Source organism: Mucilaginibacter pankratovii, from assembly GCF_014773265.1.
Lineage (GTDB): Bacteria > Bacteroidota > Bacteroidia > Sphingobacteriales > Sphingobacteriaceae > Mucilaginibacter > Mucilaginibacter pankratovii.
The window spans coordinates 299,960-323,953 of sequence record NZ_JACWMY010000002.1 but is presented as its reverse complement, the minus strand read 5'-3'; the positions used below and the strand labels follow the sequence as shown (position 1 = coordinate 323,953).

Annotated in this window: 26 protein-coding genes; 12 read left to right on the top strand and 14 right to left on the bottom strand. The window is 45.9% G+C overall.

Features of this window, described 5'->3' with window-relative positions; genetic code table 11:
• Positions 1-45: 45 nt before the first annotated feature.
• Together IDJ77_RS28000 and IDJ77_RS04390 are read left to right on the top strand one after the other, a co-directional pair.
• The gene (locus IDJ77_RS28000) at positions 46-207 is read left to right on the top strand and encodes a DUF2683 family protein (RefSeq protein WP_394368024.1); all 162 of its coding nucleotides are present in this window, start codon (positions 46-48) and stop codon (positions 205-207) included.
• Positions 198-632: a hypothetical protein gene (locus IDJ77_RS04390; RefSeq protein WP_191187715.1), complete on the top strand. Its 435-nt coding sequence runs from the start codon at positions 198-200 to the stop codon at positions 630-632. The genes IDJ77_RS28000 and IDJ77_RS04390 overlap by 10 nt, the downstream gene beginning before the upstream one ends.
• Before the next feature lie 37 nt (positions 633-669).
• Here the strand turns inward: IDJ77_RS04390 and IDJ77_RS04385 are convergent, their stop codons facing one another.
• Positions 670-1,062 carry a DUF1801 domain-containing protein gene (locus IDJ77_RS04385; RefSeq protein WP_191187714.1) on the bottom strand — a complete coding sequence of 131 codons (393 nt, stop codon included), beginning with the start codon at positions 1,060-1,062 and terminating at the stop codon, positions 670-672.
• Between the two features lie 331 nt (positions 1,063-1,393).
• On the opposite strand from IDJ77_RS04385, the gene IDJ77_RS04380 reads away from it, so the two are divergent.
• The 5 genes from IDJ77_RS04380 (at position 1,394) to IDJ77_RS04360 (ending at position 7,778) form a co-directional block, all read left to right on the top strand.
• Positions 1,394-2,293 (top strand): prephenate dehydratase, encoded by a 900-nt coding sequence (locus IDJ77_RS04380; RefSeq protein ID WP_191187959.1) that lies wholly within the window; start codon positions 1,394-1,396, stop codon positions 2,291-2,293.
• Positions 2,294-2,469: 176 nt separating this feature from the next.
• Positions 2,470-3,600, top strand: coding sequence for a bifunctional 3-deoxy-7-phosphoheptulonate synthase/chorismate mutase type II (locus tag IDJ77_RS04375; protein ID WP_191187713.1), 1,131 nt, complete (start codon positions 2,470-2,472; stop codon positions 3,598-3,600).
• A 102-nt stretch (positions 3,601-3,702) separates the two neighbouring features.
• On the top strand, positions 3,703-5,049 hold the full coding sequence (aroA, locus tag IDJ77_RS04370) for a 3-phosphoshikimate 1-carboxyvinyltransferase (protein ID WP_191187712.1): 1,347 nt from the start codon (positions 3,703-3,705) through the stop codon (positions 5,047-5,049).
• Between the two features lie 207 nt (positions 5,050-5,256).
• The gene (gene aroC, locus IDJ77_RS04365) at positions 5,257-6,348 is read left to right on the top strand and encodes a chorismate synthase (protein WP_191187711.1); all 1,092 of its coding nucleotides are present in this window, start codon (positions 5,257-5,259) and stop codon (positions 6,346-6,348) included.
• Positions 6,349-6,533: 185 nt separating this feature from the next.
• Complete coding sequence (locus tag IDJ77_RS04360) at positions 6,534-7,778, top strand: MFS transporter (RefSeq protein WP_317174300.1); 1,245 nt, start codon at positions 6,534-6,536, stop codon at positions 7,776-7,778.
• A 5-nt stretch (positions 7,779-7,783) separates the two neighbouring features.
• Here IDJ77_RS04360 and IDJ77_RS04355 read toward each other — a convergent pair whose 3' ends face one another.
• A complete protein-coding gene (locus IDJ77_RS04355; RefSeq protein ID WP_191187710.1) occupies positions 7,784-7,957 on the bottom strand; it encodes a hypothetical protein in 174 nt (57 codons plus the stop codon).
• 309 nt (positions 7,958-8,266) lie between these two features.
• Here IDJ77_RS04355 and IDJ77_RS04350 point away from each other — a divergent pair, with 309 nt between their 5' ends.
• A complete protein-coding gene (locus IDJ77_RS04350; RefSeq protein WP_191187709.1) occupies positions 8,267-8,896 on the top strand; it encodes an HAD family hydrolase in 630 nt (209 codons plus the stop codon).
• Positions 8,897-9,034: 138 nt separating this feature from the next.
• Here the strand turns inward: IDJ77_RS04350 and IDJ77_RS04345 are convergent, their stop codons facing one another.
• Both IDJ77_RS04345 and IDJ77_RS04340 read right to left on the bottom strand, forming a co-directional pair.
• Positions 9,035-9,541 (bottom strand): DinB family protein, encoded by a 507-nt coding sequence (locus IDJ77_RS04345; protein ID WP_191187708.1) that lies wholly within the window; start codon positions 9,539-9,541, stop codon positions 9,035-9,037.
• A gap of 3 nt (positions 9,542-9,544) precedes the next feature.
• On the bottom strand, positions 9,545-10,561 hold the full coding sequence (locus tag IDJ77_RS04340; RefSeq protein WP_191187707.1) for a glycosyl hydrolase: 1,017 nt from the start codon (positions 10,559-10,561) through the stop codon (positions 9,545-9,547).
• A 106-nt stretch (positions 10,562-10,667) separates the two neighbouring features.
• Here IDJ77_RS04340 and IDJ77_RS04335 point away from each other — a divergent pair, with 106 nt between their 5' ends.
• A complete protein-coding gene (locus IDJ77_RS04335) occupies positions 10,668-12,224 on the top strand; it encodes a L,D-transpeptidase family protein (RefSeq protein ID WP_191187706.1) in 1,557 nt (518 codons plus the stop codon).
• 226 nt (positions 12,225-12,450) lie between these two features.
• Here IDJ77_RS04335 and IDJ77_RS04330 read toward each other — a convergent pair whose 3' ends face one another.
• Positions 12,451-13,254, bottom strand: a complete 804-nt coding sequence (locus IDJ77_RS04330) for a murein L,D-transpeptidase catalytic domain family protein (RefSeq protein WP_191187705.1) — start codon at positions 13,252-13,254, stop codon at positions 12,451-12,453.
• Positions 13,255-13,520: 266 nt separating this feature from the next.
• On the bottom strand, positions 13,521-14,099 hold the full coding sequence (locus tag IDJ77_RS04325) for a nitroreductase family protein (RefSeq protein WP_191187704.1): 579 nt from the start codon (positions 14,097-14,099) through the stop codon (positions 13,521-13,523).
• 225 nt (positions 14,100-14,324) lie between these two features.
• On the opposite strand from IDJ77_RS04325, the gene IDJ77_RS04320 reads away from it, so the two are divergent.
• Complete coding sequence (locus tag IDJ77_RS04320; RefSeq protein WP_191187703.1) at positions 14,325-15,548, top strand: dicarboxylate/amino acid:cation symporter; 1,224 nt, start codon at positions 14,325-14,327, stop codon at positions 15,546-15,548.
• A 152-nt stretch (positions 15,549-15,700) separates the two neighbouring features.
• On the opposite strand, the gene IDJ77_RS04315 is transcribed toward IDJ77_RS04320, so the two are convergent.
• From IDJ77_RS04315 to IDJ77_RS04295, 5 genes are read right to left on the bottom strand one after another with little or no spacing between them, the layout of a single operon-like run.
• Complete coding sequence (locus IDJ77_RS04315) at positions 15,701-16,204, bottom strand: hypothetical protein (RefSeq protein WP_191187702.1); 504 nt, start codon at positions 16,202-16,204, stop codon at positions 15,701-15,703.
• A gap of 23 nt (positions 16,205-16,227) precedes the next feature.
• On the bottom strand, positions 16,228-16,722 hold the full coding sequence (locus tag IDJ77_RS04310; protein WP_191187701.1) for a hypothetical protein: 495 nt from the start codon (positions 16,720-16,722) through the stop codon (positions 16,228-16,230).
• Between the two features lie 58 nt (positions 16,723-16,780).
• Complete coding sequence (locus IDJ77_RS04305) at positions 16,781-17,671, bottom strand: sterol desaturase family protein (protein ID WP_191187700.1); 891 nt, start codon at positions 17,669-17,671, stop codon at positions 16,781-16,783.
• Between the two features lie 4 nt (positions 17,672-17,675).
• Positions 17,676-18,734: a 3-dehydroquinate synthase gene (gene aroB / locus IDJ77_RS04300; RefSeq protein WP_191187699.1), complete on the bottom strand. Its 1,059-nt coding sequence runs from the start codon at positions 18,732-18,734 to the stop codon at positions 17,676-17,678.
• 1 nt (position 18,735) lies between these two features.
• Complete coding sequence (locus tag IDJ77_RS04295; RefSeq protein WP_191187698.1) at positions 18,736-18,942, bottom strand: RNA-binding S4 domain-containing protein; 207 nt, start codon at positions 18,940-18,942, stop codon at positions 18,736-18,738.
• A 161-nt stretch (positions 18,943-19,103) separates the two neighbouring features.
• Here IDJ77_RS04295 and IDJ77_RS04290 point away from each other — a divergent pair, with 161 nt between their 5' ends.
• Positions 19,104-20,273 carry a proline dehydrogenase family protein gene (locus IDJ77_RS04290; protein ID WP_191187697.1) on the top strand — a complete coding sequence of 390 codons (1,170 nt, stop codon included), beginning with the start codon at positions 19,104-19,106 and terminating at the stop codon, positions 20,271-20,273.
• Between the two features lie 156 nt (positions 20,274-20,429).
• Here IDJ77_RS04290 and IDJ77_RS04285 read toward each other — a convergent pair whose 3' ends face one another.
• Positions 20,430-20,906, bottom strand: coding sequence for a DinB family protein (locus IDJ77_RS04285; RefSeq protein ID WP_191187696.1), 477 nt, complete (start codon positions 20,904-20,906; stop codon positions 20,430-20,432).
• Positions 20,907-20,911: 5 nt separating this feature from the next.
• Entirely contained in the window at positions 20,912-21,544 is a 633-nt protein-coding gene (locus IDJ77_RS04280) for an HAD family hydrolase (RefSeq protein WP_191187695.1), read from the bottom strand.
• Positions 21,545-21,629: 85 nt separating this feature from the next.
• Between IDJ77_RS04280 and IDJ77_RS04275 the strand changes: the two genes are divergently transcribed.
• On the top strand, positions 21,630-22,751 hold the full coding sequence (locus tag IDJ77_RS04275) for a bile acid:sodium symporter family protein (protein WP_191187694.1): 1,122 nt from the start codon (positions 21,630-21,632) through the stop codon (positions 22,749-22,751).
• On the opposite strand, the gene IDJ77_RS04270 is transcribed toward IDJ77_RS04275, so the two are convergent.
• Positions 22,726-23,829: an SGNH/GDSL hydrolase family protein gene (locus tag IDJ77_RS04270; protein WP_191187693.1), complete on the bottom strand. Its 1,104-nt coding sequence runs from the start codon at positions 23,827-23,829 to the stop codon at positions 22,726-22,728. The two genes, IDJ77_RS04275 and IDJ77_RS04270, sit on opposite strands and share 26 nt — an antisense overlap.
• Between the last annotated feature and the right edge of the window lie 165 nt (positions 23,830-23,994).

Sequence of the window (23,994 nt, the reverse complement as noted above, 5' to 3'; positions counted from 1 at the left end):
ATTATTAGATTTGACAACTCTCTAAAGTTGTCAAATCTTTTCCCAATGAAACCCAGAACCAAAAAATCTGCTAAAACCGACCTCGGCTATAAGGTGCGAGAAACACCACTATATAATTCTGTGTTCGTAGAGAAGATATTACAAAGTCGACAGGATATTCAAAATGGCAAAGGGATTAAAATTGATTTAGGGAATTTGTGGAAATAAATAACACTAAAGTTATTAAGGATAGTAATTTTCGCAATCTCTATGAGACCGAAAAATTAATTGCCGGTAACATTTTTGAATACGCTTACCTTTTTGATAAGGTTAGAAATGCAACTATTGATATGGGCGATTTTTATGGTGACCCGTATTGCGCATTGATTGATGTGAATAATCAATGGTGCTTAATAGGCGGTGAGCATTTATGCGTCTGGAACGGGGGGCAACGAATTACAGAACTCATTAACAAAAATTTAAAGTGGATATTGCAAATGCGGCAAATCGGGTCTTTTGAAGCTGAATTATTGGTTGAGGGCGACTCTGATGCCAATCTTAGTGTATGGAGCATTAACGTCAATTCCCTCGTGAATAATAAAATCAGAGAGATTGAAAGAGGCGGTGACCTACCAGAGGAGATGTCATGGTAACGGAGGCAACGCAAGAATAACTTTTGTAAACAAACCTCTATTTTTTCTTCCTGTTCTCCAGCATCGCCACAATACTTATCGCTGCACAATCCACAATTAGCTGCGTGGCTATCTCCATCGGCATCGCTTCCGCACTCGTAAAATTAACACAGCCTTTCTGGAATTTAGCTAATGGTAGTAAAGGCTCATATTTTTGATGTATCGCCGGGTTCATATACATCGGCAGGCAGTGTAACGAGATATGTGCCTTTACGCCGGATAGTGCATACTTCATGGTGGTAGCCTCTTTGTAAATGATCATCTCTTTGCCCATCATGGGTTCTATAATGGGCGTTACGGTTTTATCATTGGCCATGATAGCATCGTGGAGGGCGATCATGATAGGCTGGCGTTCGGGTAATTGCTGGCTGAGGTATTCGTTGGGGGACATGAGTTTAAATTGATGAACTAAATTAAAATTTTAATCTGGTAATAAAAAATGGGGGTTTGCTGTTGAAATAATCGGTTAACTATAGATATTTCGGAATAAAATTCTGTTCGCCTACAAATTTTAACAAAAAATAAAATTATCTCTTGACAAATTGATTTTTACTTGTACATTTACGGCATAACAACAACAATGAACAATTCACGTGCATATTTTTATGGTTTCTACTTTTACTTTAGCAGTAAAAGCCGGGACTGATATGTACTAACAAAACATACAAAAAACTGAAAAGTCCCGGCCCAAAAAGGCGGGACTTTTTTGCTTTAACACAATGATGAAAACCGAAATACCAAGAGTTGCCATACAGGGGATCCGCGCTTCCTTCCACGAGGAGGCCGCATTTAAGTTTTTTGGCGAAAAGATCCATACAATAGAGTGCAACTCTTTTAAGCAAACCTTCGAGGCGCTTAAGAACGGCGAGGCCGACTATATTGTAATGGCGATAGAAAACAGCATTGCCGGCAGCATTTTGCCCAATTACTCGCTGTTGATGAGCTACAGTTTTCCGGTGGTAGGAGAGGTATACGTGCCCATACAGCTGCACCTGATGGCTTTACCGGGCGTAAAGTTTGAGGATGTAAAATACGTAACATCGCACCCCATCGCTATTCGCCAGTGTGTTGATTTTTTTGACGAGTACCCAAACCTGAACATAGTAGAAAGCAACGATACCGCTGCCTGCGCCAAACGCATCCGCGATGAGCAATTAACCGATACGGTTGCCATAGCCAATTCGCTTGCCGCCAACCTTTACGGACTGGATGTTTTAGAGCGCCGGATAGAATCGAACAAAAAGAACTTTACCCGCTTTTTGATCCTCACCACGCACGAGAACGCTAAGAAGAAACCGGGCAATAAAGCTTCGCTTTGTTTCCAGGTGAGCAACGAGGTGGGTTCGCTGGCTAAGGTGCTCAACATCTTCGCGCAGGAAAACGTGAACATGAGCAAAATTCAGAGCATGCCGGTATTAGGCAAGCGCAACGAATACAACTTTTATGTAGACATAGAGTGGACGGAGACCAAGCATTACGATGCCTGCATCCGCCAGATCCTAAAATACACCCAAAACTTCAACATTTTAGGCGAGTACGAACGGTATGAAGAAGAGATAGCGCCACTATTACCAAAAGCACAAAAAGCAAAAAAGTATATCACGATAAAGAAAATAGAATAAAGCCGGATGTCCGTAAGTCGGAAAGTCCGAAAGAAGGGAAAAAGTCGGGAGTCCGAAGTAGGAAAGACCGAAAAGATAAATAAAAGAAACACAAACCATAACAATACAATAACACAAGTAACAAAGCACTTCCGGACTTTCGGTCTTCCCGACTTTCGGACCAATTTAAAAAAGATATGAAACTGAATTTAAACATACAACCGCTTAATACCTGGATCAACAAAACAGGTATCGAACCACTTGTAATTGCCGGCCCATGCAGCGCCGAGACGGAAGACCAACTGGTGGCTACCGCTCACCTTTTAGCTAAAACAGGTAAAATAAGCGCCTTGCGCGCTGGTATCTGGAAACCACGTACCCGTCCGGGAGAATTTGAAGGTATCGGCAGCATTGGTTTGGAATGGCTTAAACGCGCCAAAGCAGAAACCGGCTTGCCAACTGCCGTAGAAGTTGCTACAGCCAAACACGTTGAGGAAGCCTTAAAAGCAGGTGTAGACATCCTTTGGGTTGGTGCACGTTCAACCGTTAACCCTTTCACCGTACAGGAAATTGCTGACGCCCTGCGCGGCGTTGATGTACCGGTAATGGTAAAAAACCCGGTTAACCCCGATCTTTCTTTATGGGTTGGCGCTTTAGAGCGTATCAACAATGCGGGTATCACCAAACTGGCAGCAATCCACCGTGGGTTTTCTTCTTACGAAAAGTCTGCTTTCCGTAACGAACCAATGTGGGACCTGGCTATCGGCTTAAAAACCCTTGCACCGCACTTGCCTATCATCAACGATCCAAGCCACATTACCGGTAACCGCGATCTGATCGGTTACATCTCGCAAAAAGCTTTAGACCTTGATATGCAGGGACTGATGATCGAATCGCACATCGACCCAAGCGTAGCCTGGACAGACGCTAAACAACAGGTTACGCCTGCTGCCCTTGCTGATATCATCACCAACCTGCACCTGCGCAAACCGGAAGTTCGTAACACCGAGGTGAACGATAAACTGGCCGAATTACGTAACCAGATAGATAAGATCGACGACCTGGTGATCCAAAAGATGGCCGAGCGTATGCAGATAGTAGAGAAAATTGGTAACTACAAAAAGGATAACGATATCACCATTTTACAGGTAAGCCGTTGGGACGAGATCTTACACAAACGCACCAGCTACGCAAAAGCATTAAAACTGAGCACCGAGTTTACCGAGAAATTGCTGGAGCTAATGCACAGCGAATCTATCCGCAAACAAACGGAGATCATGAACAAAAGCGAAGCAGGCCAGGCAGCAGAAAAATTAACGCACGCGTAAGGAGCCTCACCCCAACCCCTCTCCAATGGAGAGGGGCTTTAAGAAGCTAATAGAACCCTCTCCTTTGGAGAGGGCAGGGTGAGGCTGAAACTATATATACAAATGAAGCATAACATCATACTTACCAAAACAGGCAAATCGGCCAATGGCACAGTGCAGCTCACCGGATCGAAAAGTGAGTGTAACCGTGCCCTGGTGATAGAGGCGCTGAGCGATGGTAAGGTAAAAGTTGAGAATATTTCTGATGCGGCGGATGCCGTTTTGTTAGCCGGGATTTTAAGAAAGTCGGCAGTTGATAGTCCGCAGATTGTTGTGGGGACGGATGAGTTACATGAGGTTGAAGTAATTGATGAGAAGCTTCCGTCTTCAAACCATGAACCATCACCTATCAACCATGAACCAAAAACCGTCAATATCGGTCCCGCCGGTACGGCCATGCGTTTTTTAACGGCGTATTATGCCATCGGGAATGAGGAAGTAATATTAACAGGCAGTGAGAGGATGAAGCAAAGGCCAATAGGAGTATTGGTTGATGCGCTGAGGACGTTGGGTGCCCAAATTGATTATGAAGAGCAGGAGGGGTATCCCCCCATCAAACTAAAAGGCAGCTTTGAGCAGCAAACTCGTAAGATCAGTATAAAAGGTAATATCAGCAGTCAGTATATCACTGCGCTATTACTCATCGCTGTCAAGCTGCCTTTTGGTTTGGAATTACATATCGAAGGCGAGTTAACCTCGCGCCCTTATGTAGAAATGACGTTAGCTATGCTTAAGGAGGCAAATATACTGCACACCTGGGAGGGGAATGTCATTTCTATACCAAATCAGGAGTTTGCAACCACATCGTTACACATCGAACCGGACTGGAGCGCAGCATCTTATTGGTACGCCATAGCGGCCCTAAGCGATGAGGCGGAACTATTCCTTCCCGGCTTAACCTCTTATAGCCTGCAGGGTGATAGCGTGATCACCGAGATCATGGCCAACTTTGGCATCACCTCGCAGTTTAAAGATGGTGGCGTGCATTTAACAAAAGAGGTAAAGCCCATCTTCCGCAAGATCTTCGATATGAAGGAATGCCCCGACCTGGCGCAAACCGTTATAGTAGTATGCGCGGCATTGGGCCACGAAGCAACCTTTACCGGGCTGGAAACTTTAAAAATTAAAGAGACCGACCGCATCCTGGCCCTGCAAACAGAGCTGGCGAAAATTGGTGTTAAGCTGATTGAAAAAGGGCAGGTTTACAAACTGGACTGCAGCGAAAAACAATTGCCGCAGCGTATGTTCATCAGTACCTACCATGATCACCGCATGGCGATGGCCTTTGCGCCATTGGCTATCCTCATCCCCGAACTGGAGATAGAAGATGCCGACGTAGTAGAAAAATCGTACCCGGCGTTTTGGAAAGATTTGGAGAAGGTGGGGTTTCATTCGGAGGTTAAAGCTTAAAGGTAAAAGGTAGCGTAAGCGCCAACCACCGCGTCATTGCGAGGCACGAAGCAATCTCCCGATAAGCAGGGCGGATTTGCAAATCGGCTCTGCTTGCCGAGGGTTGCCACGCTATCGCTCGCAATGACGCGGTAGAGAAATCGGTGAAATCAATAAATAATAATCGGTGTAATCATTAAAAAAAAACATCGGTGAAATCATAAAAAAATGGCAGGTAACTCATTCGGGCAATTATTCAGGATAACAACTTTTGGCGAATCGCATGGCGAGGCTATCGGCGTAATAGTAGATGGCTGCCCGGCGGGTTTAATGGTAGACCTGGATTACATACAGGGCGAACTGGATAAACGCAAGCCCGGCCAAAGTAAAATAACCACACAGCGCAAAGAGGCCGATACCGTTAAAATACTTTCGGGTACGTTCGAAGGGAAAACTACCGGTACGCCCATCGCCATGATCATCCCGAATGAAGATCAGCGTTCTAAGGATTATGGCCATAACGTGGACGTGTTCCGCCCCTCGCATGCCGATTATACTTATCATACCAAATATGGCATCCGCGACCACCGTGGTGGTGGCCGCTCATCAGCCCGCGAAACTGCGGCACGTGTTGCAGCGGGTGCATTGGCCAAGCTGTTGCTAAAAACACAAGGCATCGAAGTGTTAGCGCACGTAAGTAGCGTTGGTAAAATAGATGCGCCTAATGTGAGCATCACCAGTGCCGAAGAATTTTTAGCAGAGAGAGAAAAAAACATCGTCCGCTGTGCCGACCCGGCCACCGCAGAAGAAATGATAGAATTTATCGACGGTATCCGCAAGCAGGGTGATACCGTTGGCGGTAAGGTAAGCTGCCATATCCAAAACTGTCCCGTTGGCCTTGGCGACCCCGTGTTTGATAAGCTGCATGCTGATTTGGGTAAGGCCATGCTCAGCATCAACGCGGTACACGGTTTTGAATTTGGCTCCGGCTTTGCAGGCAGCGAAATGCGTGGCTCGGAGCATAACGATATTTTTATTACTAACGATGCGGGTAAAGTAAGTACCATCACCAATTTCTCGGGTGGTATACAGGGCGGTATCAGCAATGGTATGCCTATCGATTTTAAGGTAGCCTTTAAGCCCGTAGCCACCATTATGCACAACCAGCAAACGGTGGATAGCGAAGGCAACTCCGCCGAAATCTCCGGCAAAGGCCGCCACGACCCTTGCGTGGTTCCCCGCGCCGTACCTATTGTAGAAGCCATGGCCGCGCTGGTACTGGCAGATCATTGGCTGCGTAACCGCAATTCAAAACTGTAGAGACGCAATACTTTGCGTCTCCAGTATGCAAAGAACCCGCAAAATGCACTTAATTGCTCGTTCAGAGACGCCAAATATTGCGTCTCTACGTGTTGCCATAGGGTAATAATCTATAAATCGCGCTTGCTTTTGATAAGCAAATACTAAATTAGGCGAGTATTCAACCGCAACTATAATTCCTAACCGTGTCTATACTGCAACTCTACAAAAACGCTTATAGCGGGCTCTCCCGCAATAACTGGTATTTGAGCATTGTTATGCTCATTAACAGGAGCGGGACTATGGTGGTGCCCTTCCTTACTATTTATTGCATTAACCAGCTTCATTTTACGGTTACACAGGCGGGTTTGGTAATGACGCTTTTTGGCGCAGGCTCTATCATCGGCGCATATTTCGGCGGTTGGCTTTCTGATAGGATCGGTTTTTATGATATGCAGATCGGCGCCCTGCTTACCGGCGGGCTTATGTTTATCCTGCTCGGCTTTCAGCATGCCTTTATTACGCTCGGCATCGGTACATTCATCTTAAGTTTTTGTAACGAATCGTTCCGGCCGGCAAATTCTATGGCGATCGCTTATTACAGCAAGCCCGAAAATAAAACACGCTCATACTCGCTTCATCGCTTAGCGGTAAACCTGGGCTGGGCGGTTGGTGCCGCAACAGGCGGGTTTCTCGCATCGTTCAATTACCATTTATTGTTTTGGGTAGATGGCTGCACCAATATTTTGGCTGCGCTAATTTTGTTGAAACTGATGCCGCGCTCTGGTTATAAAAAGCCCGAAAAGCCGGTGGGCAAGGTTTCTGCCACCTTATCGCCATATAAAGACAAAACCTACCTGCTTTTTATGGGGCTCACAACGCTGTTCAATATCTGCTTTTTCCAATTCTTTGTAATGGAGCCGGTGTTTTATAAGCTGGAATGGCATTTTAGCGAGCGTTTTATTGGTTTTTTACTTGCGCTTAACGGCATCATCATCGTATTGGTAGAGATGGTGATGATCAACTATCTCGAAGGTAAAAAGCATCCTTTAGTTTATATCGCCTGCGGTGTGGTAGTTACCGGGAGCGGGTACATATTGCTTAACTTTTTACCGCCGGGCGCGGTTGCCGGCTTGTTGGTGGTTATAATTATCACCTTCGGCGAAATGCTGAGTATGCCCTTTGGTACCTCTTTTTGGGTAACCCGCTCATCCGAGCATAACCGCGGGCAATACGCCGCGCTTTACACAATGTCGTGGTCGGCAGCGCAGGTGATTGCTCCTGCCCTGGGCGCACAGGTGATCCAGCACGGTGGTTTCCGGGTATTGTGGTGGCTGCTGGGCGCTATTTGCGCTGCAGTAGCCGTTGGCGTAATACTGATGTACCGTTTCAACACCGAAAGCAAAGTGGTGGCCGATATAAAACAGGCCCAAGCAGAAATGCAGCAATAGGCCGATTAAAAGCCGCGAAAAGTGGTGCCCACAGCCAGTACTATAAAGCCTATCATCACCAGCGTAAAGCTATACAACGTTAAATACGGAACTGCTATCAGATGGCCAATAATACCGGCAATGCCTAAGGCTAAGCCAATTATCCAGGTAATTCTTTTGGGGGCGGATGGGTTTGTCATGATAAGATTGGGTATTTGTAAATATTTAATTGTGAATATGTTAAGAGGGTAACGCAGTGAGCGGTAAAAGGTTTGAATGTATTTTTTATGCTTCGAAAATAAATTATTTAAACGTTTCAAATCCCTCCTTGGGGAGGGGTGCGGCCGGAAGGAGCGCAAAGGCAGGGAGGGGTTTAGCCATTTAGTCAGCGATTGCATAGCTTGCGAAACCCCTACCTCCTCCTTCCCCAGGGAAGGAATCGCACATTCCCCGCTTTTTGTTTGTTTCGAACATGCGAGGTTTCAGCCACCATCCCTATCTTTACCACTATGAAACGCGTCCTCATCCTCGATCTGGATAATACCATCTATCCAGTAAATTCTATCTCCAACCACCTGTTCGGGCAGCTGTTTAAGCTGATAGACGAACAACTGGATCCGGAAGACAGCGACATGGTAAACAAAGCTAAAGACGAGCTTACCCGCCGCCCGTACCAGCATGTGGCGGATGAATTTGGCTTCAGCGCCGAACTGAAAGCTAAAGGAATGGAGCTGCTTAGTAACATTGAGTTCACCGAAGTAATGCATGCTTTTGATGAATACGCCGACCTCCGTTCTATCGATATCGACAAATACCTGGTGACAACCGGCTTTACCAAACTGCAACTAAGCAAAGTAAAAATGCTGGGTATCGAAGCTGATTTTAAGGGCATCTACATTGTTGATCCGGAGAAATCCACTCAAACCAAAAAGGATGTATTTGCAATGATCATGGCAGAAAACAGCTACGCTGTTGAAGAAGTTTTAGTAATAGGGGATGACCCCAAATCAGAAATAAAAGCGGCTATTGATCTGGGCATCGATACCTTTTTATTCGACCCAACGGATAAACATACCGATGTTACCGTTACGCACAGGGGTAAGGATTACAAAGGTGTGGGGAGGATAGTTAAAGGGTAGCAATTCCCTACGTCATGTTGAACCTGTTTCAACACCTCATCATACAAGTAGCTACTATGCATATCGTTTGCATTACCGCGAGCCGTGCGCGTGGGGTGCCGAAATAAATTCGGCATGACGGTAGGGCACAGCCACTCACTACTGTCTCAGTACCCTCACCGTCACCAACAACTGCCCCCAATGCCGCATCGTATGCTCCGCAGCATGCGTATAAAGCCCGATGACGGTTGAGGGTAATTTCCCCCTGCCTACCGGGCGAAAGTCTGATAAAATGGTTGTATCAGCTTCGCCCAACTGTAAAAGTGCTTTATCCACCTGCTTGTTAAAAGCTTCAACCAAACCCCGCGTAGTGTATGTTTTATTGGTCGGCTTGCCCTCTTTGCTCAAGTATTCCAGTTGTTCCGGGTTAAGGGTCTCATTTTGTGCATAAGTAAAAAGCCTGTCCAGCACGCCGGTTAAATGCTGCAAATGAAAACCGGGCGAGGCCATGCCCGCAACCTTATCCCACAATAGTTCATCCGGAAAGCCCGCCATCAGCTCATTCAGCTCTTCGCGGGCCTGCAATAAAGCGTGCGCAACAGGCTGCAATAAAGCGGGCATATTGGGCAGGGGGCCGCGCAGCCATACTTCGGGTTGGGCGCTCATGTGTTATGGTTTTGTGGCAAGCCGGGCTTTCACGTCGTCGTGATTAAGCGTTTGCGGCAGGCTGTAAATTTCTTTGGCGCGGCCTTTTGGGTTATCAGTCCAAAGCCAGCTGGTCCAGGTCATAAACCAAAGCCATTTGGGCTGTGCCTTAAGCACCTGCGGGTTTGGGATCTCGCCATTCTCGGTGAGCGCTATCGGCTTGCCGTTTGCCAGGGCAAGCAGTTCGTTATAGTCGTTTTGTTCGTAATCAAAATGGTAAACGTCGGTACCTAAAATATCCACGTAATTGGCACCCGGGTAATAATCCTTGTAGTGATATGCCTCATCTTCAGGGATATCGCGCAGGCTGTTGGCGCCCCAGACCCAGATAAGGTTATTCAGCTTATGGTAATTGGTGTACCTGTCGTACATCATTTTATAAAGTTTGGCAATGCCGTCCGGGCCTTTTTTATTCCCCCACCAAAACCAAACGCCGTTCATCTCGTGGTATGGTCGCCATAAAACCGGTACTTTGGCATCCTGCAATTGCTTTAAGTAACCGGCAATAACATCTATCTGGGTCAACCATTTTTTGTTTAATTCGGTACCGGGGGTGGTGAGTTCGGTCCATTGTGCGGGTGTTAATTTGCCCTGCACGCTTTCCTTCCAGCCGTATGGCGGGTTATCAATAGGGCGGCCCTGGTGCCACATCAGCGTAATCAGGTATCCCTCGCGCGATTTTTTGATAGATTCGTTTACAATGTTCTGTCCCAGGTCTTTATCTCCCCATAAAATAAAATCGGTACCCCAAAGGGCCGGGTACTTACCTGTAATAGCCTTTGCCGAATCGGAGAATACATTAAGATCGCTGTTGTAGTTGTGCTGGCCGCTGAGGATATGCTTACCGTTTATTTCGTACAGGTAAGCCAAAAGGTCGGTAGCTTCTTTACTGGCATTTTTGTTTACCGGCTTAAAGGTTTGCGCCATTGGGCTGCAGGCAACAAGCAATAAAATGGGGAGGACGAATGCTATTTTTTTCATTGTTTGTATTGAGGTTAACATGAGCAGGCAGATGTTTAAAACTGACCCGAAATTGTGGTATAGCTATTGCTATATGCTTCCAAATTTAATATTATAAATTCATCCTATGATAAAGTTCAACTTAAAAAAATTCTCTCCTATACCTTTGCTGCTAATATTCGCGGCTTTTTTATTGGTGTTTCAAAGCTGTAAGAAAAGCCGGTCGGACCTGGGCGCCGTGCTCTACAAAAAAACCAAGAACAAAGTTTTTAAAGATGCCACTCCCGAGGGGCTCGCCGAAGTATTTAAACAAGTGCTGGTTGAAGAGCGTAAGAACATGACCAACCCCAACCTCATTACCGCTTATTACGAGCAGAACGATTACGACCCGGCGTTTGTAATGGATCACATATTTAACGGGGATGTAGACCTTACCGCAAATTACTTTGAAAAAGTAAACCAGCATGGCCTGGACCCGAAGATGTTCAACGCTGATAAGATAAAAGCGCTGGTTGATAAATTCCAGGATAAAAAAGCTATTAAGAACATTGATGAAGCTTATAAAGATATCGCTTTGCTGGAGATCACTACCGCAAACTCGCTTATTAATTACTCTAACGCACTGCAATACGGCATTTTAAGCCCGCGTAAGATCTACCAGCGTTATTTTACGGCCACTAAAAGGCCCGATAGCATCAGCATGTCGAAGATCTTTCACATTACCAACATGAAGGCCTACCTGGATAGTATTCAGCCTAAAGATCCGCAGTACCTTGCTTTGCAAAAAGCCTTAATGGATGGCAGCACAGCGCCGGGCTTGAGCAAGGAGGAAACTACCCGCTACCTGGTTGCCAATATGGAACGCCTCCGCTGGAAAAACAAGCCAACGCAATCGAAATATGTAGTTGTGAACATCCCCGATTACCGTTTGGATGTAATGGAAAACGGCCAGTCGGTTTTGAATATGAAGGTATGTGTAGGCGAGGGGCGTAATAAAGACAGGGAAAATAGCCTGGTAGATTACGATGAAAGCGATAAAATAGATCGCCCCTTCAGCCGCGAAACCCCGCAGTTGAACAGTGTTATACACAGTGTGCAGGTAAACCCGGTTTGGAATATCCCCGAGAGTATTGCCAGTAAGGAAATTATGGTGGAAGCAGCTAAAGATCCTTATTATTTAAGCAGCAAAAATATCGACGTTTATGAAAATGGTAAGAAGATAGAAGATACAGAAACCATCAATTTTGCGAACGCTCCCAAAGACAAGTACGAGTTTAAGCAACGCCCCGGTGATGATAATTCATTAGGGAAGATCAAATTCCTTTTCAATAATAAAAGCAGTGTTTACCTGCACGATACACCGGCTAAAGAACCCTTTAACTGGGCAATGCGTGCGGTAAGCCATGGTTGCGTTCGCCTTGGCGATCCGCAGGGCCTGGCGCAGCAGTTGTTCGGTCAGGGCCCAACTTTCGACAGGATAGCCAAGGCAATGAGCGAGGACAACCCGGAGCCAACCACCATCGCAGTACCGTCTAAAACGGCTGTGTACATTACCTATATCACTTGCTGGGCAGATAGCAATGGCATTATCCAGTTCCGCCCGGATGTGTACGGGTTGGATATAGTGTTGTATGGGCACTTGCAAAAGTTTTTGGCAACTAATGACCAGTTAGCGAAGCTATAAGCACCGATTTCACGGATTTAAAATTGATTACACCGATAGGATTGCTATAGGCACCGATTTCACAGATTTAAAATCGATTACACCGATAGATTGATTATTTCGAACAAAGCCGATTGATTGCGAGAATCGGTGTAATCAATCCCTACAATCAGTGAAATCCCATAAAATAATAAAGCCCGGTATCATAGCTGATCCCGGGCTTCTTATTTATAATTGGTTAGTAGTATTAAAGGCTTGCAACGCGGCCCGAATCTGCTTTTACAGTATCGGTGCCAACAGGCATCAGGTAGTTTAAGGGTGCAGTTTCATCCAAAAATTTAGATGTGTAATTGCTGCTGCTGCCATTGATAAACATCATCGAATGCCCTTTAATGGTATTAATAACCATATCGGATACGGCAGGACTTACCGCCGGGCAGCCAAAGCTGCGGCCTAAGCGGCCAATGGCGTTAATAGTGCCCTGGCTTACGTAATCTGCAGCGTGTACTACAATACCACGTGCTAAGGCACCACTGTTGATGCCCTGGTCTAACCCATTTAAACGTAACGAACGACCGTGTTTGCCCATGTAAACATCATCGGTTAAGTAAAAACCAAGGCTGCTCTGGTGCGATTCGTTGTTGTTTGAAAAAGCGGTTGCCATATCATTACCACTGCCTTGCCCGTGAGCAACGAGGGTGTTCAGCAACAAGGTTTTGTTAACCACGTCGATGATCCACATCCGTTTTTCGCGGCTCGATTTATTAAAATCTATCACGGTAATAATATTGCTGTTTTTGGGCAGTTTGTTAGCCAGTTTCAGGTTTAAATAGCCGGTGATCGCTTTCTGAAACACGGCAACATCCATACCCGTTTGCTGCAGTTGCGCAGCCTGGTAAATATCGTTTACGTATTGCGCAAAATATTCTTTCGCACCTACGGTAACGGTTTTTACTTCAATATTTTTTGATGCGTTTGAAGGTTTCCAACTGATAACAGTTGTAGAAATTAACAATAAAACGCAAATAGCCCACCAAAGATGTTTTCTCATAATTATATAGTTTAATCCAATAGTTTAATCAAGTCAGGGAACGCAGGCCGAGGATTTGTTGGTTTACAAATTGTGATTTGTTAGAACAAATATACGCAAATTAGTTAAAAATATTGTCATTGCAAAGCAATTGTGTAGTTTAATGATAATTTGTTTCAATAAAGTTAATTCAAAGCTTTTGTAATAACAAAAAAACCTCATTCAAATCCATATAAATAATGGGTTCGAATGAGGTTTTTTATACGCAGAAACGCTGCGTTTTGTTATTATTTATTCCAGGTGATCTTTTCTTCTATCGGGGTTTTGCGTACACCGGCTGGCTGGGTTTCGGTGTAACCTAAATAGATAACGCCTAAAACGCTATCCTCGGGGCCAAGGCCAAAATGTTCTGCAAAGGCAGGTTTTAAGGCCATACCGCCGGTGCTCCAAAACGCGCCGATGTTTAAGGCGGTAGCGCCTAAAAGCATGTTTTGTACCGCGCATGATGCCGAAATAACTTCTTCAAATTGGGGGATCTTTGGCAGATCGCCGCGTTTTTGGTAGGCGATAACTACATGTGATGTATTATTACCCTGGCTGCTTAAGTTGGCAAAGGTGGTTGCATTAAAAGTTTCTTCGGTAGTGCCGGCTTTGTAGATCTCGGCGTGCTGCGCGCAATATTTCAAAGGCTCTTCAAATACAATAAAACGCCATGGTTCGGTAAGTCCGTGGGTGGGCGCCCAGTCGGCAAGCTCTAAAATAGAGGCCACGTGGCCGTTTGGTATTTTGTTACCGTTCATGGTAGACGGCTTGATGGTGCGGCGTGCTTTGATATTATTGGCAACGGTTGCGAAAGTAGTTTCCATAGTGTATATGTTGTGCTGTTTGCTGAGGCGCAAAAGTAGTAAATGCCCGGTAGATAGCTTGCAGGTTTGTCAATTTTTCAAATTGGCAAATCTTGTGCGTATGGATGGTGGGCTGTGGTTAATTATGATTGATTATTGAACACGATTACACTGTTTTCTGCTGCAAGAGGAAAATAATCCGATAAAATCTCTACCTTTCACCATTGCCGTTAGCGGTGTTTACTTATGAATAACTGGTTTAAAAATTATAGTAGTATTATATGGCTGCTCGGCAGCATTGTTGCCGGCTCTGTAGCAGGCGTAGTGTTAGGTAAGGATGCGGAAGTGTTAAAGCCCATTGGCGATATTTTCCTCAACTTGTTATTTGTTGCCGTGATACCGTTGGTGTTCTTCGCCATCGCTTCGGCAATTGCAAACCTGCAGGGAACGCAGAAGCTCGGCCGCATTATGTGGATCATGACGGCGGTTTTCCTGGGGATGATACTCATGGCCGCCATATTAACTATTACAGCGCTTTGGATATTGCCCCTGGATAACAGCATGGCAAAAGCTGCTGTAGATGTTTCGCAGGATGCCGGTAAGAAATTTTCGGGCGATTCCATCGTGCAGCTATTTACCACCAGCGAATTCTTCAATTTGCTATCCCGTAAAAATATGCTGGCCATGATCATCTTTGCCATACTGGTGGGCTTTGGCGCATTGCGTGCCGGGGAAAAGGGGAAAGCCTTCAGTGATTTTTTAAATGCCGGTAACGAAGCTTTTAAGCAGGTGTTCATCATCATCATGAAAGCCGGCCCGGTTGGCCTGGGGGCCTATTTTGCCTACCAGGTAGCTGAATTCGGCCCGGCTTTGTTTGGTACGTATGCGCATACTTTGGGTATTGGCTATGGGGTGAGCCTGTTTTACTACGCCGTATTCTATAGCCTGTATGCTTTTATAGCCGGCGGCGTAAAAGGTATCAGGCGGTTCTGGAAAAACAATATTATACCATCGGCCACAGCAGTTGCCACCTGCAGTAGTATAGCCACCATCCCCGCCAATATCGACGCTGCAAAAAAGATGGGGGTAAGCGATGTAATAGCGGGCATCACCATACCATTAGGCGGCCCTTTGCATAAGGATGGTTCCAGTGTATCATCCATATTGAAAATGGCGGTGGTTTTTGCTATGTTCGGCAAAAGCTTTGATAGCCCCGGCGTTATTATCATAGCTCTGGGCATGACGGTTTTGGTAAGCATTGTAGAAGGCGGCATACCCAACGGCGGCTACATCGGCGAACTGCTTTTTATCTCAGCCTACGGTTTCCCGCCCGAAGCATTGCCACCTGCCATTATCATCGGTACCCTGATAGATCCGGTTGCTACATTATTAAACGCCACAGGCGATAATGTTGCGGCAATGATGATCAATAGATTTGCGGAAGGGAAACTGGTGCCGGAGGAGGGGTAGCCTGTATGCAAGTAAGCGTGGACGCTTACGAATTTCTACAGTCAAGCGTGGACGCTTGCCCGGGCGTTAATGAATGAGATAACCTCATAAACAAAAACCGCCGATTCAAGCGCTCGCTTAAACAGGCGGTTAAAATAAAATTATACATAAGGTTATATCAGCTTATCCTCTAATAGCTTAGCGTACAGCTTATCTACACCGGTTTGTGCCGCCTCTGTTATGCCAAATTGGCCATATACTTCAAAAGCACCCTTCCAAACCGGTTTTTTGGTTTCACCGTCTATAATGGTTATCTCGAATGTGCCGCCATCTACCATCTTGTTTGTAGAGTGTACAACCGTTTGCCTTATCACCATTAAAGCTTCGGGTTTGTACTCGGTAATTTGTTTATCAATGTCTCCTTCGCTGTCCAGGCTTAGCTCGTTTCTTACATAGGTGGTCGATTCTACCTGGCCTGTAGCAAGTTTGCTTTTTAAGCCTTGCGAAAAGTAAGTGAAGAAGTTTTTGGCTTCCCTGGAGCCATTAATCAGGATGAAAAATTTCTTGATCTTTTTGTCGTAGCCCTCCTGTTTGTTAGAGGTGATCTTGGCCGTTACACAGGCCTGTAACAAAAACGCAGTAGTTAATACAGTAGTAAATAGTAGTTTTTTAATCATATCAAATAGTTTATTGGGGGTTATTAAATTAAGCCGTCGGCTATAAGTTTTTTGATGATGGAATCGACAGTTATAGGGAGGGTTTCGTCGTGGTAAATAGCGCTCATGCCTACGTTGACGCTGCTTTTCCATACAGATCTTTTTGTTTGGGCATCTTGCAATGTAAGGAAGAAAATTCCCTCGCCGGATTTGAGATCTGTATCCGTCTGCGTTATCAATAAAATTGCTTCGGGGGCGTAGGCGGATACTTTTTTGTTGATGTCTTCCCCGGTATCGAAAGACTGGTCGTCATGCTCATAGCCGGTGCAGGCAATGTTTTTGAGTTTAAATTGCTGTTGTAAAGCCAACGACAATTCCTTACCAGCCTTTTTTCCGTCTTTTGTACAGGTGGTAAGTACAAATATTTTCTTTGGCTTCTTATTGTAGTCGGTGGCCTTGTTGGATACGATTTTTTGTGCGCACGAAAAAAATAGCAGCAGGAGGAGGGGCAGAAACGGGTATAATATTTTCTTTTTCATTCAATCGGTTTAGGATTTCGGTTTAAATATAAATTATTGCGGCCAATAATTAAAATGCTTACTTACCAGATCTATACTCCTTCTGCATCACTCTCGCCGTTTGCGTGCTGCCATCATGGCTCCAGCCGGGCGGGTTAATAAAATACAAAAGCTTATTCTTAAAGCCTGGCGCGTGCTTTACATCGCGTAACAAAGCTTTCCATTCGTGGAAGAGGATATTTACCGGGCCTAAGTCTTCCGGCTGGTGGGTGAGGCCGTATTTTACAGGTTCTGCAGGGTCTTCATCGTGGAAGGTGCCGAAGAGCCTATCCCACACGATAAACATCATCCCCATGTTTTTATCCAGGTAGGGGATGTTGGAGGCATGGTGTACCCGGTGATGGGCGGGCGTTACAAAAATATAGCCGTACCATTTAGGCAGCGGGATGTGGTACTGCGTATGCACTAAATTGCCGTAAAGCTGCGTAAGCAGGTAAGCGTATAAAATATCCACCGCGTTAAAGCCAAACAGTGCCAGCGGCATGTAAAAGAAGGTACGGTATAGCGGCTCGAACACGGTAGAGCGGAAACCCGTGCTAAAATTAAAATGTTCGGAAGAATGATGCGTTACGTGCATGGCCCAAAACATGCGGCAATAATGCCCGGTATAATGCAGCACCCAGTATAAAAAATCCTGCGCTACAACCAGCACAAACCAGTATACAAAAGCGTTGCTTATCTGCACAAACCGGTATTGGTAGGCATAGCTCAGCAGGAAAAAGGCCGTGCCGTTAACCAGCAGGTTTACAAAAAATGTGAGCGTGGTGAGGTAGATGTTGGTCAGCGTATCGCGCTTTTCGTAGTAATGGCGATTTTCGCGGTAGCTAAACCACATCTCGGTTAAAGTAAGGAGTACCAGCAAACCTACCAGTATCACTACAGCTTCGTTTCGGGCATCTAAAGGGGGCATTTTTCTATAAAGTAGTGTAATATCTCAAACTCTCGCAAAGTTCTTGCTCCGTGCAGATATTATCAATACTGTATCGCCCTATGCTTGTCAGCAGGGTGCAATTTATTTGGCCGTTTTGATTTTTCTTATCCTTTTGCATGAGTTGGAACAATGCAGGATAACAATCACCGGCTATAGAATGTTTAGGGTAAAGCTTTGTTAGTACTTCGGCTATCTCAGCAAGCTGCTCATCTGGCAACCCAACTTTTTTGTTGGAGAGCCATGCCTCGCATACCATACCAACAGCAATGGCTTCGCCATGGGTTAGCGGGTTGCTGTCGTTCAGCATAGAGTAGGTTTCCACCGCGTGGCCAACCGTGTGGCCAAAATTTAAAGCCTTGCGGATTCCTTTTTCGTGCGGATCTTCGATCACCACTTCATTTTTGATCTCTACCGAACGGTGTACCAGCTCGAGAGCTGGAAGGCTCAGATCGCTGGTTTTTAATTTGTCCCAATACGCAGCATCGCATATCAGCCCATGCTTCAACATTTCGGCAAGGCCGGAAAGGATCTGGCGCTCGGGCAGGGTTTTAAAGAAATCGGACACCATAAACACCGCTTTTGGCTGGGTAAATGTGCCGATGATGTTTTTGATGCTATCCAGGTCAACCCCGGTTTTACCACCAACGGAAGCGTCCACCTGCGAAAGCAGGGTAGTGGGCACCTGCACAAAATCGATACCGCGCTTGTAGGTAGAGGCTACAAAACCACCAAGATCGGTAACTACACCGCCGCCAAGGTTTATCATCAGGGCTTTGCGGTCGGCACCAAAATCAATCAGCATCTTCCAAACGCCTATACAAAAATCAAGGTTCTTGCTTTCTTCGCCGGCGTTTATCTCGATGATATCGAAATTATCCGCTTCGCCAAGGTATTGCTGCAACAGGGGCAGGCAATGCACGGCGGTGTTCTCGTCGGTTAAAACAAAACTGCGCGAGTATTTGCCCTCTTTTATAAAATTAACCAGTTGGGTTAAGCTGTCTTCAAAAAATATCTGGTAGCCGTCGCTTTGTATCGTGTTCATGTTATATCACCTTGATCTGCTGACCTCTGAATTCAACCAAATCGCCCGGTTTAACCTTCAGGCGTTTGCGGTAGTCGATGGTGCCATTATAGCTAACTTCGCCATATTGTACGGCTATTTGCGCCTCGCCGCCGGTTTGTACCAGCCCGGTCGCTTTTAGCAGTTGTATCATGGGGATATAGTCGCCCTCTACCTTAAATTCTATCATGGGTGGCAAAAATAAACTATTCGTGCAATAATGGGTTATCATTTTATAATTTTGCAGCCTGTTGGCAGTTCATAGTTAATGGTTCATAGTTAATGGTAAGCTCGAAACTGCCATGAACTATCATCTATGAACCATGAATCATCACCCACGAACTAAAGTACATGAACGAAAAACTGTCCTTCGAAAATACCGAGATCGCTTTTAAACACTCCAGCAATACCGACCTTAACCGCGCCTACTGGCTTTTTAAGGTTATTAACGTGAACTTTTTGGTAAAGATAGGCCCGCCCATCACCAACTTTTTTATGAAGATAGGCCTGCCTATCAAAAGCCTCATAAAAGCTACCATATTTAAACATTTCTGCGGCGGCGAAACCATCCAGGAGTGCGATAAAACCATCAAAAACCTGGCCGATGGCAGGGTAGGTACCATCCTCGATTATTCGATAGAAGGGGAAGATGATGAGAGTGTTTTTGATAACACGCGCGATGAGATCATCCGTACCATTGTGCGGGCCTCTAAAGATAAGGCCATCCCCCTTACCGTGTTTAAAGTTACCGGTGTTGGCCGTTTTTCTTTGCTGGAGAAACTGGACGAAGGCCTGAAATTAAACATGGACGAGCAGATAGAATGGCAAAAAGTGCAGGACCGCGTGCTGGAGATCTGCGAAATGGCGCACTCTGAAAACGTACCGGTGATGATTGATGCCGAAGAAAGCTGGATCCAAAAAACTATCGACCACCTGGCCATTAACATGATGCGCTTTTTTAATAAAGAGCAAGCCATTGTTTATAATACCTACCAAATGTACCGCCACGATAAACTGGCTTCCATTATTACCGATTTTACCGTTGCCGAGGATGAAGGCTTTATTTTAGGTGCAAAGATCGTTCGAGGAGCCTACATGGAAAAAGAACGCAAACGCGCCGAGGAACGCAGCTATCCATCGCCCATACAGCCGGATAAAGCGGCTACCGACCGCGATTATAACGATGCTCTTGTGTTCTGCGCCGACCATGTAGATAAAATAGCCATTGTTGCCGGTACCCATAACGAAGACAGCTGCCGCCTGCTTGCCGACTTGCTGGACGAAAAGAAAATAGCCCACAACAACCCTCATGTGTGTTTTTCGCAACTGCTGGGCATGAGCGATAACCTGAGCTTTAACCTTGCCGACGGCAGTTACAATGTGGCCAAATACGTGCCTTATGGGCCTATAAAAGCTGTGTTGCCGTACCTGTTCCGCCGCGCGCAGGAGAATACCGCTATAGCCGGCCAAATGAGTAGGGAGCTGAGTTTGATTGTTAAGGAAAAGAAAAGAAGAGGATAGAAGATTTCAAATGTGCAGATTTTAGATGTGCAGATTCAATTTCGTCACATCGTCATTGCGAGGAACGAAGCAATCTCCCGATGAGTAGAGCCTCCTTGCGAGTCTGCTTTGCAAGCTTAGAGATTGCTTCGTGCCTCACAATGACGCTGGGGATGATCATTCCCTCACCACATCCGTATCCACCGGCACATAACCTAATTGCCTGCTCATATTCACCACCTGCCCTTTGTGGTGAAATTCGTGGGTGATGGCGTGGGTGAAGATCTCAAATGGCGAACGGGTAAGTTGGCTACCATCGGGCCGGGTGATTAATATCTGCTGGCCCAAGGTATTAGTAAAATGATGCAGAAATTCATTCATCACCAAATCTACCTGCCCGTAAGCGTTGCGAACGGAAACAAAGTTCTGGTGCTCTTCGTTTTTAAAATAGGGGCGCTGCTGCTGCATTACACTTTTTGAGAGCCAGAACAGGTAGCAGTTGGCTACATGCATCATTTGCGTTATCATGCTCTCATTATTGAATGATGGGAGCGGCCTAAGCAGATCTTCCGTTTTTACAGTTTCGCAATAATCAAACAGCGCGTTGCGCGCCGAAAGCACTAATTGATACTGATGTAGCAGGGTGGTATACATACGAGTTAAATTAAATGTTCGCGTTGGGCGAAGGCCTGCAGGGTATCTGGCGCGGTCATTAAAAAGGTTTGGATGCCTAATGTTTTAGCTGCTTCCAGGTGCTGCGGACTATCGTCTATAAACAACGTTTCGGCGGCGATAAGGTTGTTCTCTTTCAGCACTTGTTCAAAAATATGCAGTTCGGGCTTGCGCTTGCCTACCAGGTGCGAATAATAGGTTTTCTCGAACAAGTGCTCGTTATCATCAAACCCAAATTCATCCTTCAGGTACTTCATGATATAGGTGTAGTGGATATCGTTGATATTGCTCAGCAAAAACGTGCGGTATTTGTCTTTCAGCTTCAGCAACAGGTCGTGATTGCCGGGGGCGATACCTAACAAAAGGCTGTTCCAGGCATCGGTGATTTGCTGGTCGGTTACATCGGCGTTTCCTATGTGCTTTTTTACATACGCACGGAACTCATCGGCAGTAACTTCGCCGCGGTCGAACTTATCAAAGATCTGATCCTGCTGGCTGTGGCCGAAAAAGCCTTCTGCATCGGTAACGCCCAGCTTTTTAAATTCCTGCTGCGCTATGCGGAAATCGATACTAAAGATAACGTTACCGTAATCGAATATGATGTTTTTGATGTTTTGCATAAATATGTTGTAATTTGATGGCAAATATGTGCAAACGGCTTCAAAATCCCGTTGCACATCAAGCTAAATTTAAACCTTTTATGCAATGCTGAGCAGCAAAAACTGGCAATTATTACTGATACCCTTACTTTGCCTGGCGGCCTTCATCGTTCTTAGTATTTTACACAAACCCGTTGCCGGCTGGATGCTTACGCTGGCTTTTATATCGCTGGGCGTCTCGTTCAGGCGCTACCCCAAACTAAAAGGCTTTTCGTTCACCATGATGATCTTCGCGGCCTTTATTGTGGCCATGTACTACCCGCAATATTTTATAAGCGTAGGCGGGTTTAAATTGTCCTTGCTCATTATCCCGCTGCTGCAGGTAATTATGTTTGGCATGGGCAGCGAGCTCAGTTTTAAAGAACTCGCGGCCATCGTTAAAATGCCTAAAGGAATCCTGGTTGGCGTAATTTGCCATTACACCATTATGCCGCTGATAGGCTTCGGGCTGGCCAATATCTTCAGCTTTCCGAAGGAGATTGCCGCCGGTATTATTTTGGTGGGATGCTGCCCCAGCGGATTGGCGTCAAACGTGATGGCTTATTTAGCACGCGCAAACCTGGCGCTATCTGTGGCGGTAACCACAGTATCTACCTTGCTGGCACCCTTATTTACACCCTTGCTGATGCGTTTGCTGGCGGGCAAATTTATAAAGGTAGATTTTTGGGATATGGCCTGGGATACTACCCGCGTGGTGATCATCCCCATACTGGCCGGGCTGTTGTTTGATAAGCTGTTGCGTGGCCGCTTAAAATGGCTGGATAAGCTGATGCCCGTGATCTCGATGGCCGGTATCGGCCTCATCATCGTGGTGATCACCGCCGCCGGGCGTGATAGCCTTATTAAAGTGGGCTTTTTATTATTCGTAGCGGTGTTTATTCACAACGTTTTGGGCTATACGCTGGGCTATTGGTTTAGTCGCTTATTGCGCTTTAAAGAAAGGGATTGCCGCACCATATCGCTGGAAGTAGGTATGCAAAACAGCGGCCTCGCAGCCGGTTTAGCCTTGCTGATGGGCGGGATGGGCACCGTTGGGCTGGCCGCGGTTATCTTCGGCCCGGTAATGAATATCTCCGGCTCATCATTATCTACCTGGTGGCATGGTAAACCGCCAAAAGACGACGAAGAAACGGAAGCTAAACCTATTGGTCTTTCAACAGCTTCCTGAAGAAGGGGTTAAGCTGTTCCGCTAAAATGGCATGGTCCTCCACGCTGGGGTGGCCACTGCAACCGCGCGGGTCCATCGGCGGGAAAAAGAATGTGGCCACGGGTTTATCTTTTGGATAAAGCGCGTCGATTTTGGCTTTAATGGCCGTTAGGCAATTCTCTAAGATCTTACCGGACTCTCCCTTCACCATCGGGCTGCTCAATAGAGCTATCTGTGCTTTAGGGTATTTACTTTTTACCGATTGGATGAATTTTACAAAATTCCCCTGGTACACTGCGGTATCAAAAGGTTTGCGGGGATGTACGCCATCACCTTTGCTGATATCGTTGGTGCCCAGGGCGATGCTTACAATTTTGGGGCTGTAAGTGCTGAAATCCCATTTCTGCTGCTGATTCACCTGGAAATCTACATTCTCATAAACCTGCGGCATCGAAGGGCTATCCATGTTCCAGGTGCGGTAGATGCCAATGCCGCTTACGCTGCTTAAAATAAAATTGGTTTTAAGCGCCCGGGCCACCCTCGGCCCATAGGCCATATAAGCGTTATGCTGATCGTGATAGGCTCCTGTTCCGCAAGGCACTTCGGATGCATCTGCCGCGGCACCGCAGGTGATGCTGTTGCCAATAAACTCAATTAAAGGCAGCTTTTGGACCGATAAGGGCGCTACTTTATCGGCGGCAATCTTCTCAATAATAACTGCCCCGGTATGCGCTTCGGTGGTTTTATAGATCCAGATGGTATGTTTGCCGGGTTTTGTGTTGATCACGATAGGGGCGTTTGAATTACCTTCAATACGCAGTCGTTTTTGATAAACCCCATCCAACTCATATTGAATATAATTATGCGCGTTTGCATCGGCAAGGCTTACATGTAGTTCGCATTTTTCACCGGTAAAGCTGAAGCCAAAATGCACTGCCGAGCTGATCAGTTCCAGCTTATGCTGCTGGTTGAATAAGTAGCGGCCGTAGGGCTTTAATTGTTCCGCTTTAAGTGTATCGGTTTTGGGTTGTGCATCACACGATCCAAATAAAAAAATCGCGATAAACGACAGCATAAATAAACGCATACGGGTTGCCATAGGTTCTATCAATTGGTTGATACAAGTATAATGCCTGCGTAGACGAAACACAAGCGCGCAGGTTTATTTGTAAACAAAATGCTAAGAAAGTACCAACAATTTAATTGACACTTTTTTTGATGCAAATTAGTATGGCTTAATATCCTTAATATTTATAAATTTGGT

Coding starts and splice junctions, on each gene's coding strand:
- IDJ77_RS04350 (WP_191187709.1), top strand. CDS start 8,267: ATGAAACGCGTCCTCATCCTCGATCTGGATAATACCATCTATCCAGTA.
- IDJ77_RS04290 (WP_191187697.1), top strand. CDS start 19,104: ATGAACGAAAAACTGTCCTTCGAAAATACCGAGATCGCTTTTAAACAC.
- IDJ77_RS04340 (WP_191187707.1), bottom strand. CDS start 10,561: ATGAAAAAAATAGCATTCGTCCTCCCCATTTTATTGCTTGTTGCCTGC.
- IDJ77_RS04385 (WP_191187714.1), bottom strand. CDS start 1,062: ATGTCCCCCAACGAATACCTCAGCCAGCAATTACCCGAACGCCAGCCT.
- IDJ77_RS28000 (WP_394368024.1), top strand. CDS start 46: ATGAAACCCAGAACCAAAAAATCTGCTAAAACCGACCTCGGCTATAAG.
- IDJ77_RS04325 (WP_191187704.1), bottom strand. CDS start 14,099: ATGGAAACTACTTTCGCAACCGTTGCCAATAATATCAAAGCACGCCGC.
- IDJ77_RS04335 (WP_191187706.1), top strand. CDS start 10,668: ATGATAAAGTTCAACTTAAAAAAATTCTCTCCTATACCTTTGCTGCTA.
- IDJ77_RS04310 (WP_191187701.1), bottom strand. CDS start 16,722: ATGAAAAAGAAAATATTATACCCGTTTCTGCCCCTCCTCCTGCTGCTA.
- IDJ77_RS04270 (WP_191187693.1), bottom strand. CDS start 23,829: ATGGCAACCCGTATGCGTTTATTTATGCTGTCGTTTATCGCGATTTTT.
- IDJ77_RS04285 (WP_191187696.1), bottom strand. CDS start 20,906: ATGTATACCACCCTGCTACATCAGTATCAATTAGTGCTTTCGGCGCGC.
- IDJ77_RS04380 (WP_191187959.1), top strand. CDS start 1,394: ATGAAAACCGAAATACCAAGAGTTGCCATACAGGGGATCCGCGCTTCC.
- IDJ77_RS04275 (WP_191187694.1), top strand. CDS start 21,630: ATGCTGAGCAGCAAAAACTGGCAATTATTACTGATACCCTTACTTTGC.
- IDJ77_RS04305 (WP_191187700.1), bottom strand. CDS start 17,671: ATGCCCCCTTTAGATGCCCGAAACGAAGCTGTAGTGATACTGGTAGGT.
- IDJ77_RS04315 (WP_191187702.1), bottom strand. CDS start 16,204: ATGATTAAAAAACTACTATTTACTACTGTATTAACTACTGCGTTTTTG.
- IDJ77_RS04375 (WP_191187713.1), top strand. CDS start 2,470: ATGAAACTGAATTTAAACATACAACCGCTTAATACCTGGATCAACAAA.
- aroA (WP_191187712.1), top strand. CDS start 3,703: ATGAAGCATAACATCATACTTACCAAAACAGGCAAATCGGCCAATGGC.
- IDJ77_RS04355 (WP_191187710.1), bottom strand. CDS start 7,957: ATGACAAACCCATCCGCCCCCAAAAGAATTACCTGGATAATTGGCTTA.
- aroB (WP_191187699.1), bottom strand. CDS start 18,734: ATGAACACGATACAAAGCGACGGCTACCAGATATTTTTTGAAGACAGC.
- IDJ77_RS04345 (WP_191187708.1), bottom strand. CDS start 9,541: ATGAGCGCCCAACCCGAAGTATGGCTGCGCGGCCCCCTGCCCAATATG.
- aroC (WP_191187711.1), top strand. CDS start 5,257: ATGGCAGGTAACTCATTCGGGCAATTATTCAGGATAACAACTTTTGGC.
- IDJ77_RS04295 (WP_191187698.1), bottom strand. CDS start 18,942: ATGATAGAATTTAAGGTAGAGGGCGACTATATCCCCATGATACAACTG.
- IDJ77_RS04320 (WP_191187703.1), top strand. CDS start 14,325: ATGAATAACTGGTTTAAAAATTATAGTAGTATTATATGGCTGCTCGGC.
- IDJ77_RS04280 (WP_191187695.1), bottom strand. CDS start 21,544: ATGCAAAACATCAAAAACATCATATTCGATTACGGTAACGTTATCTTT.
- IDJ77_RS04330 (WP_191187705.1), bottom strand. CDS start 13,254: ATGAGAAAACATCTTTGGTGGGCTATTTGCGTTTTATTGTTAATTTCT.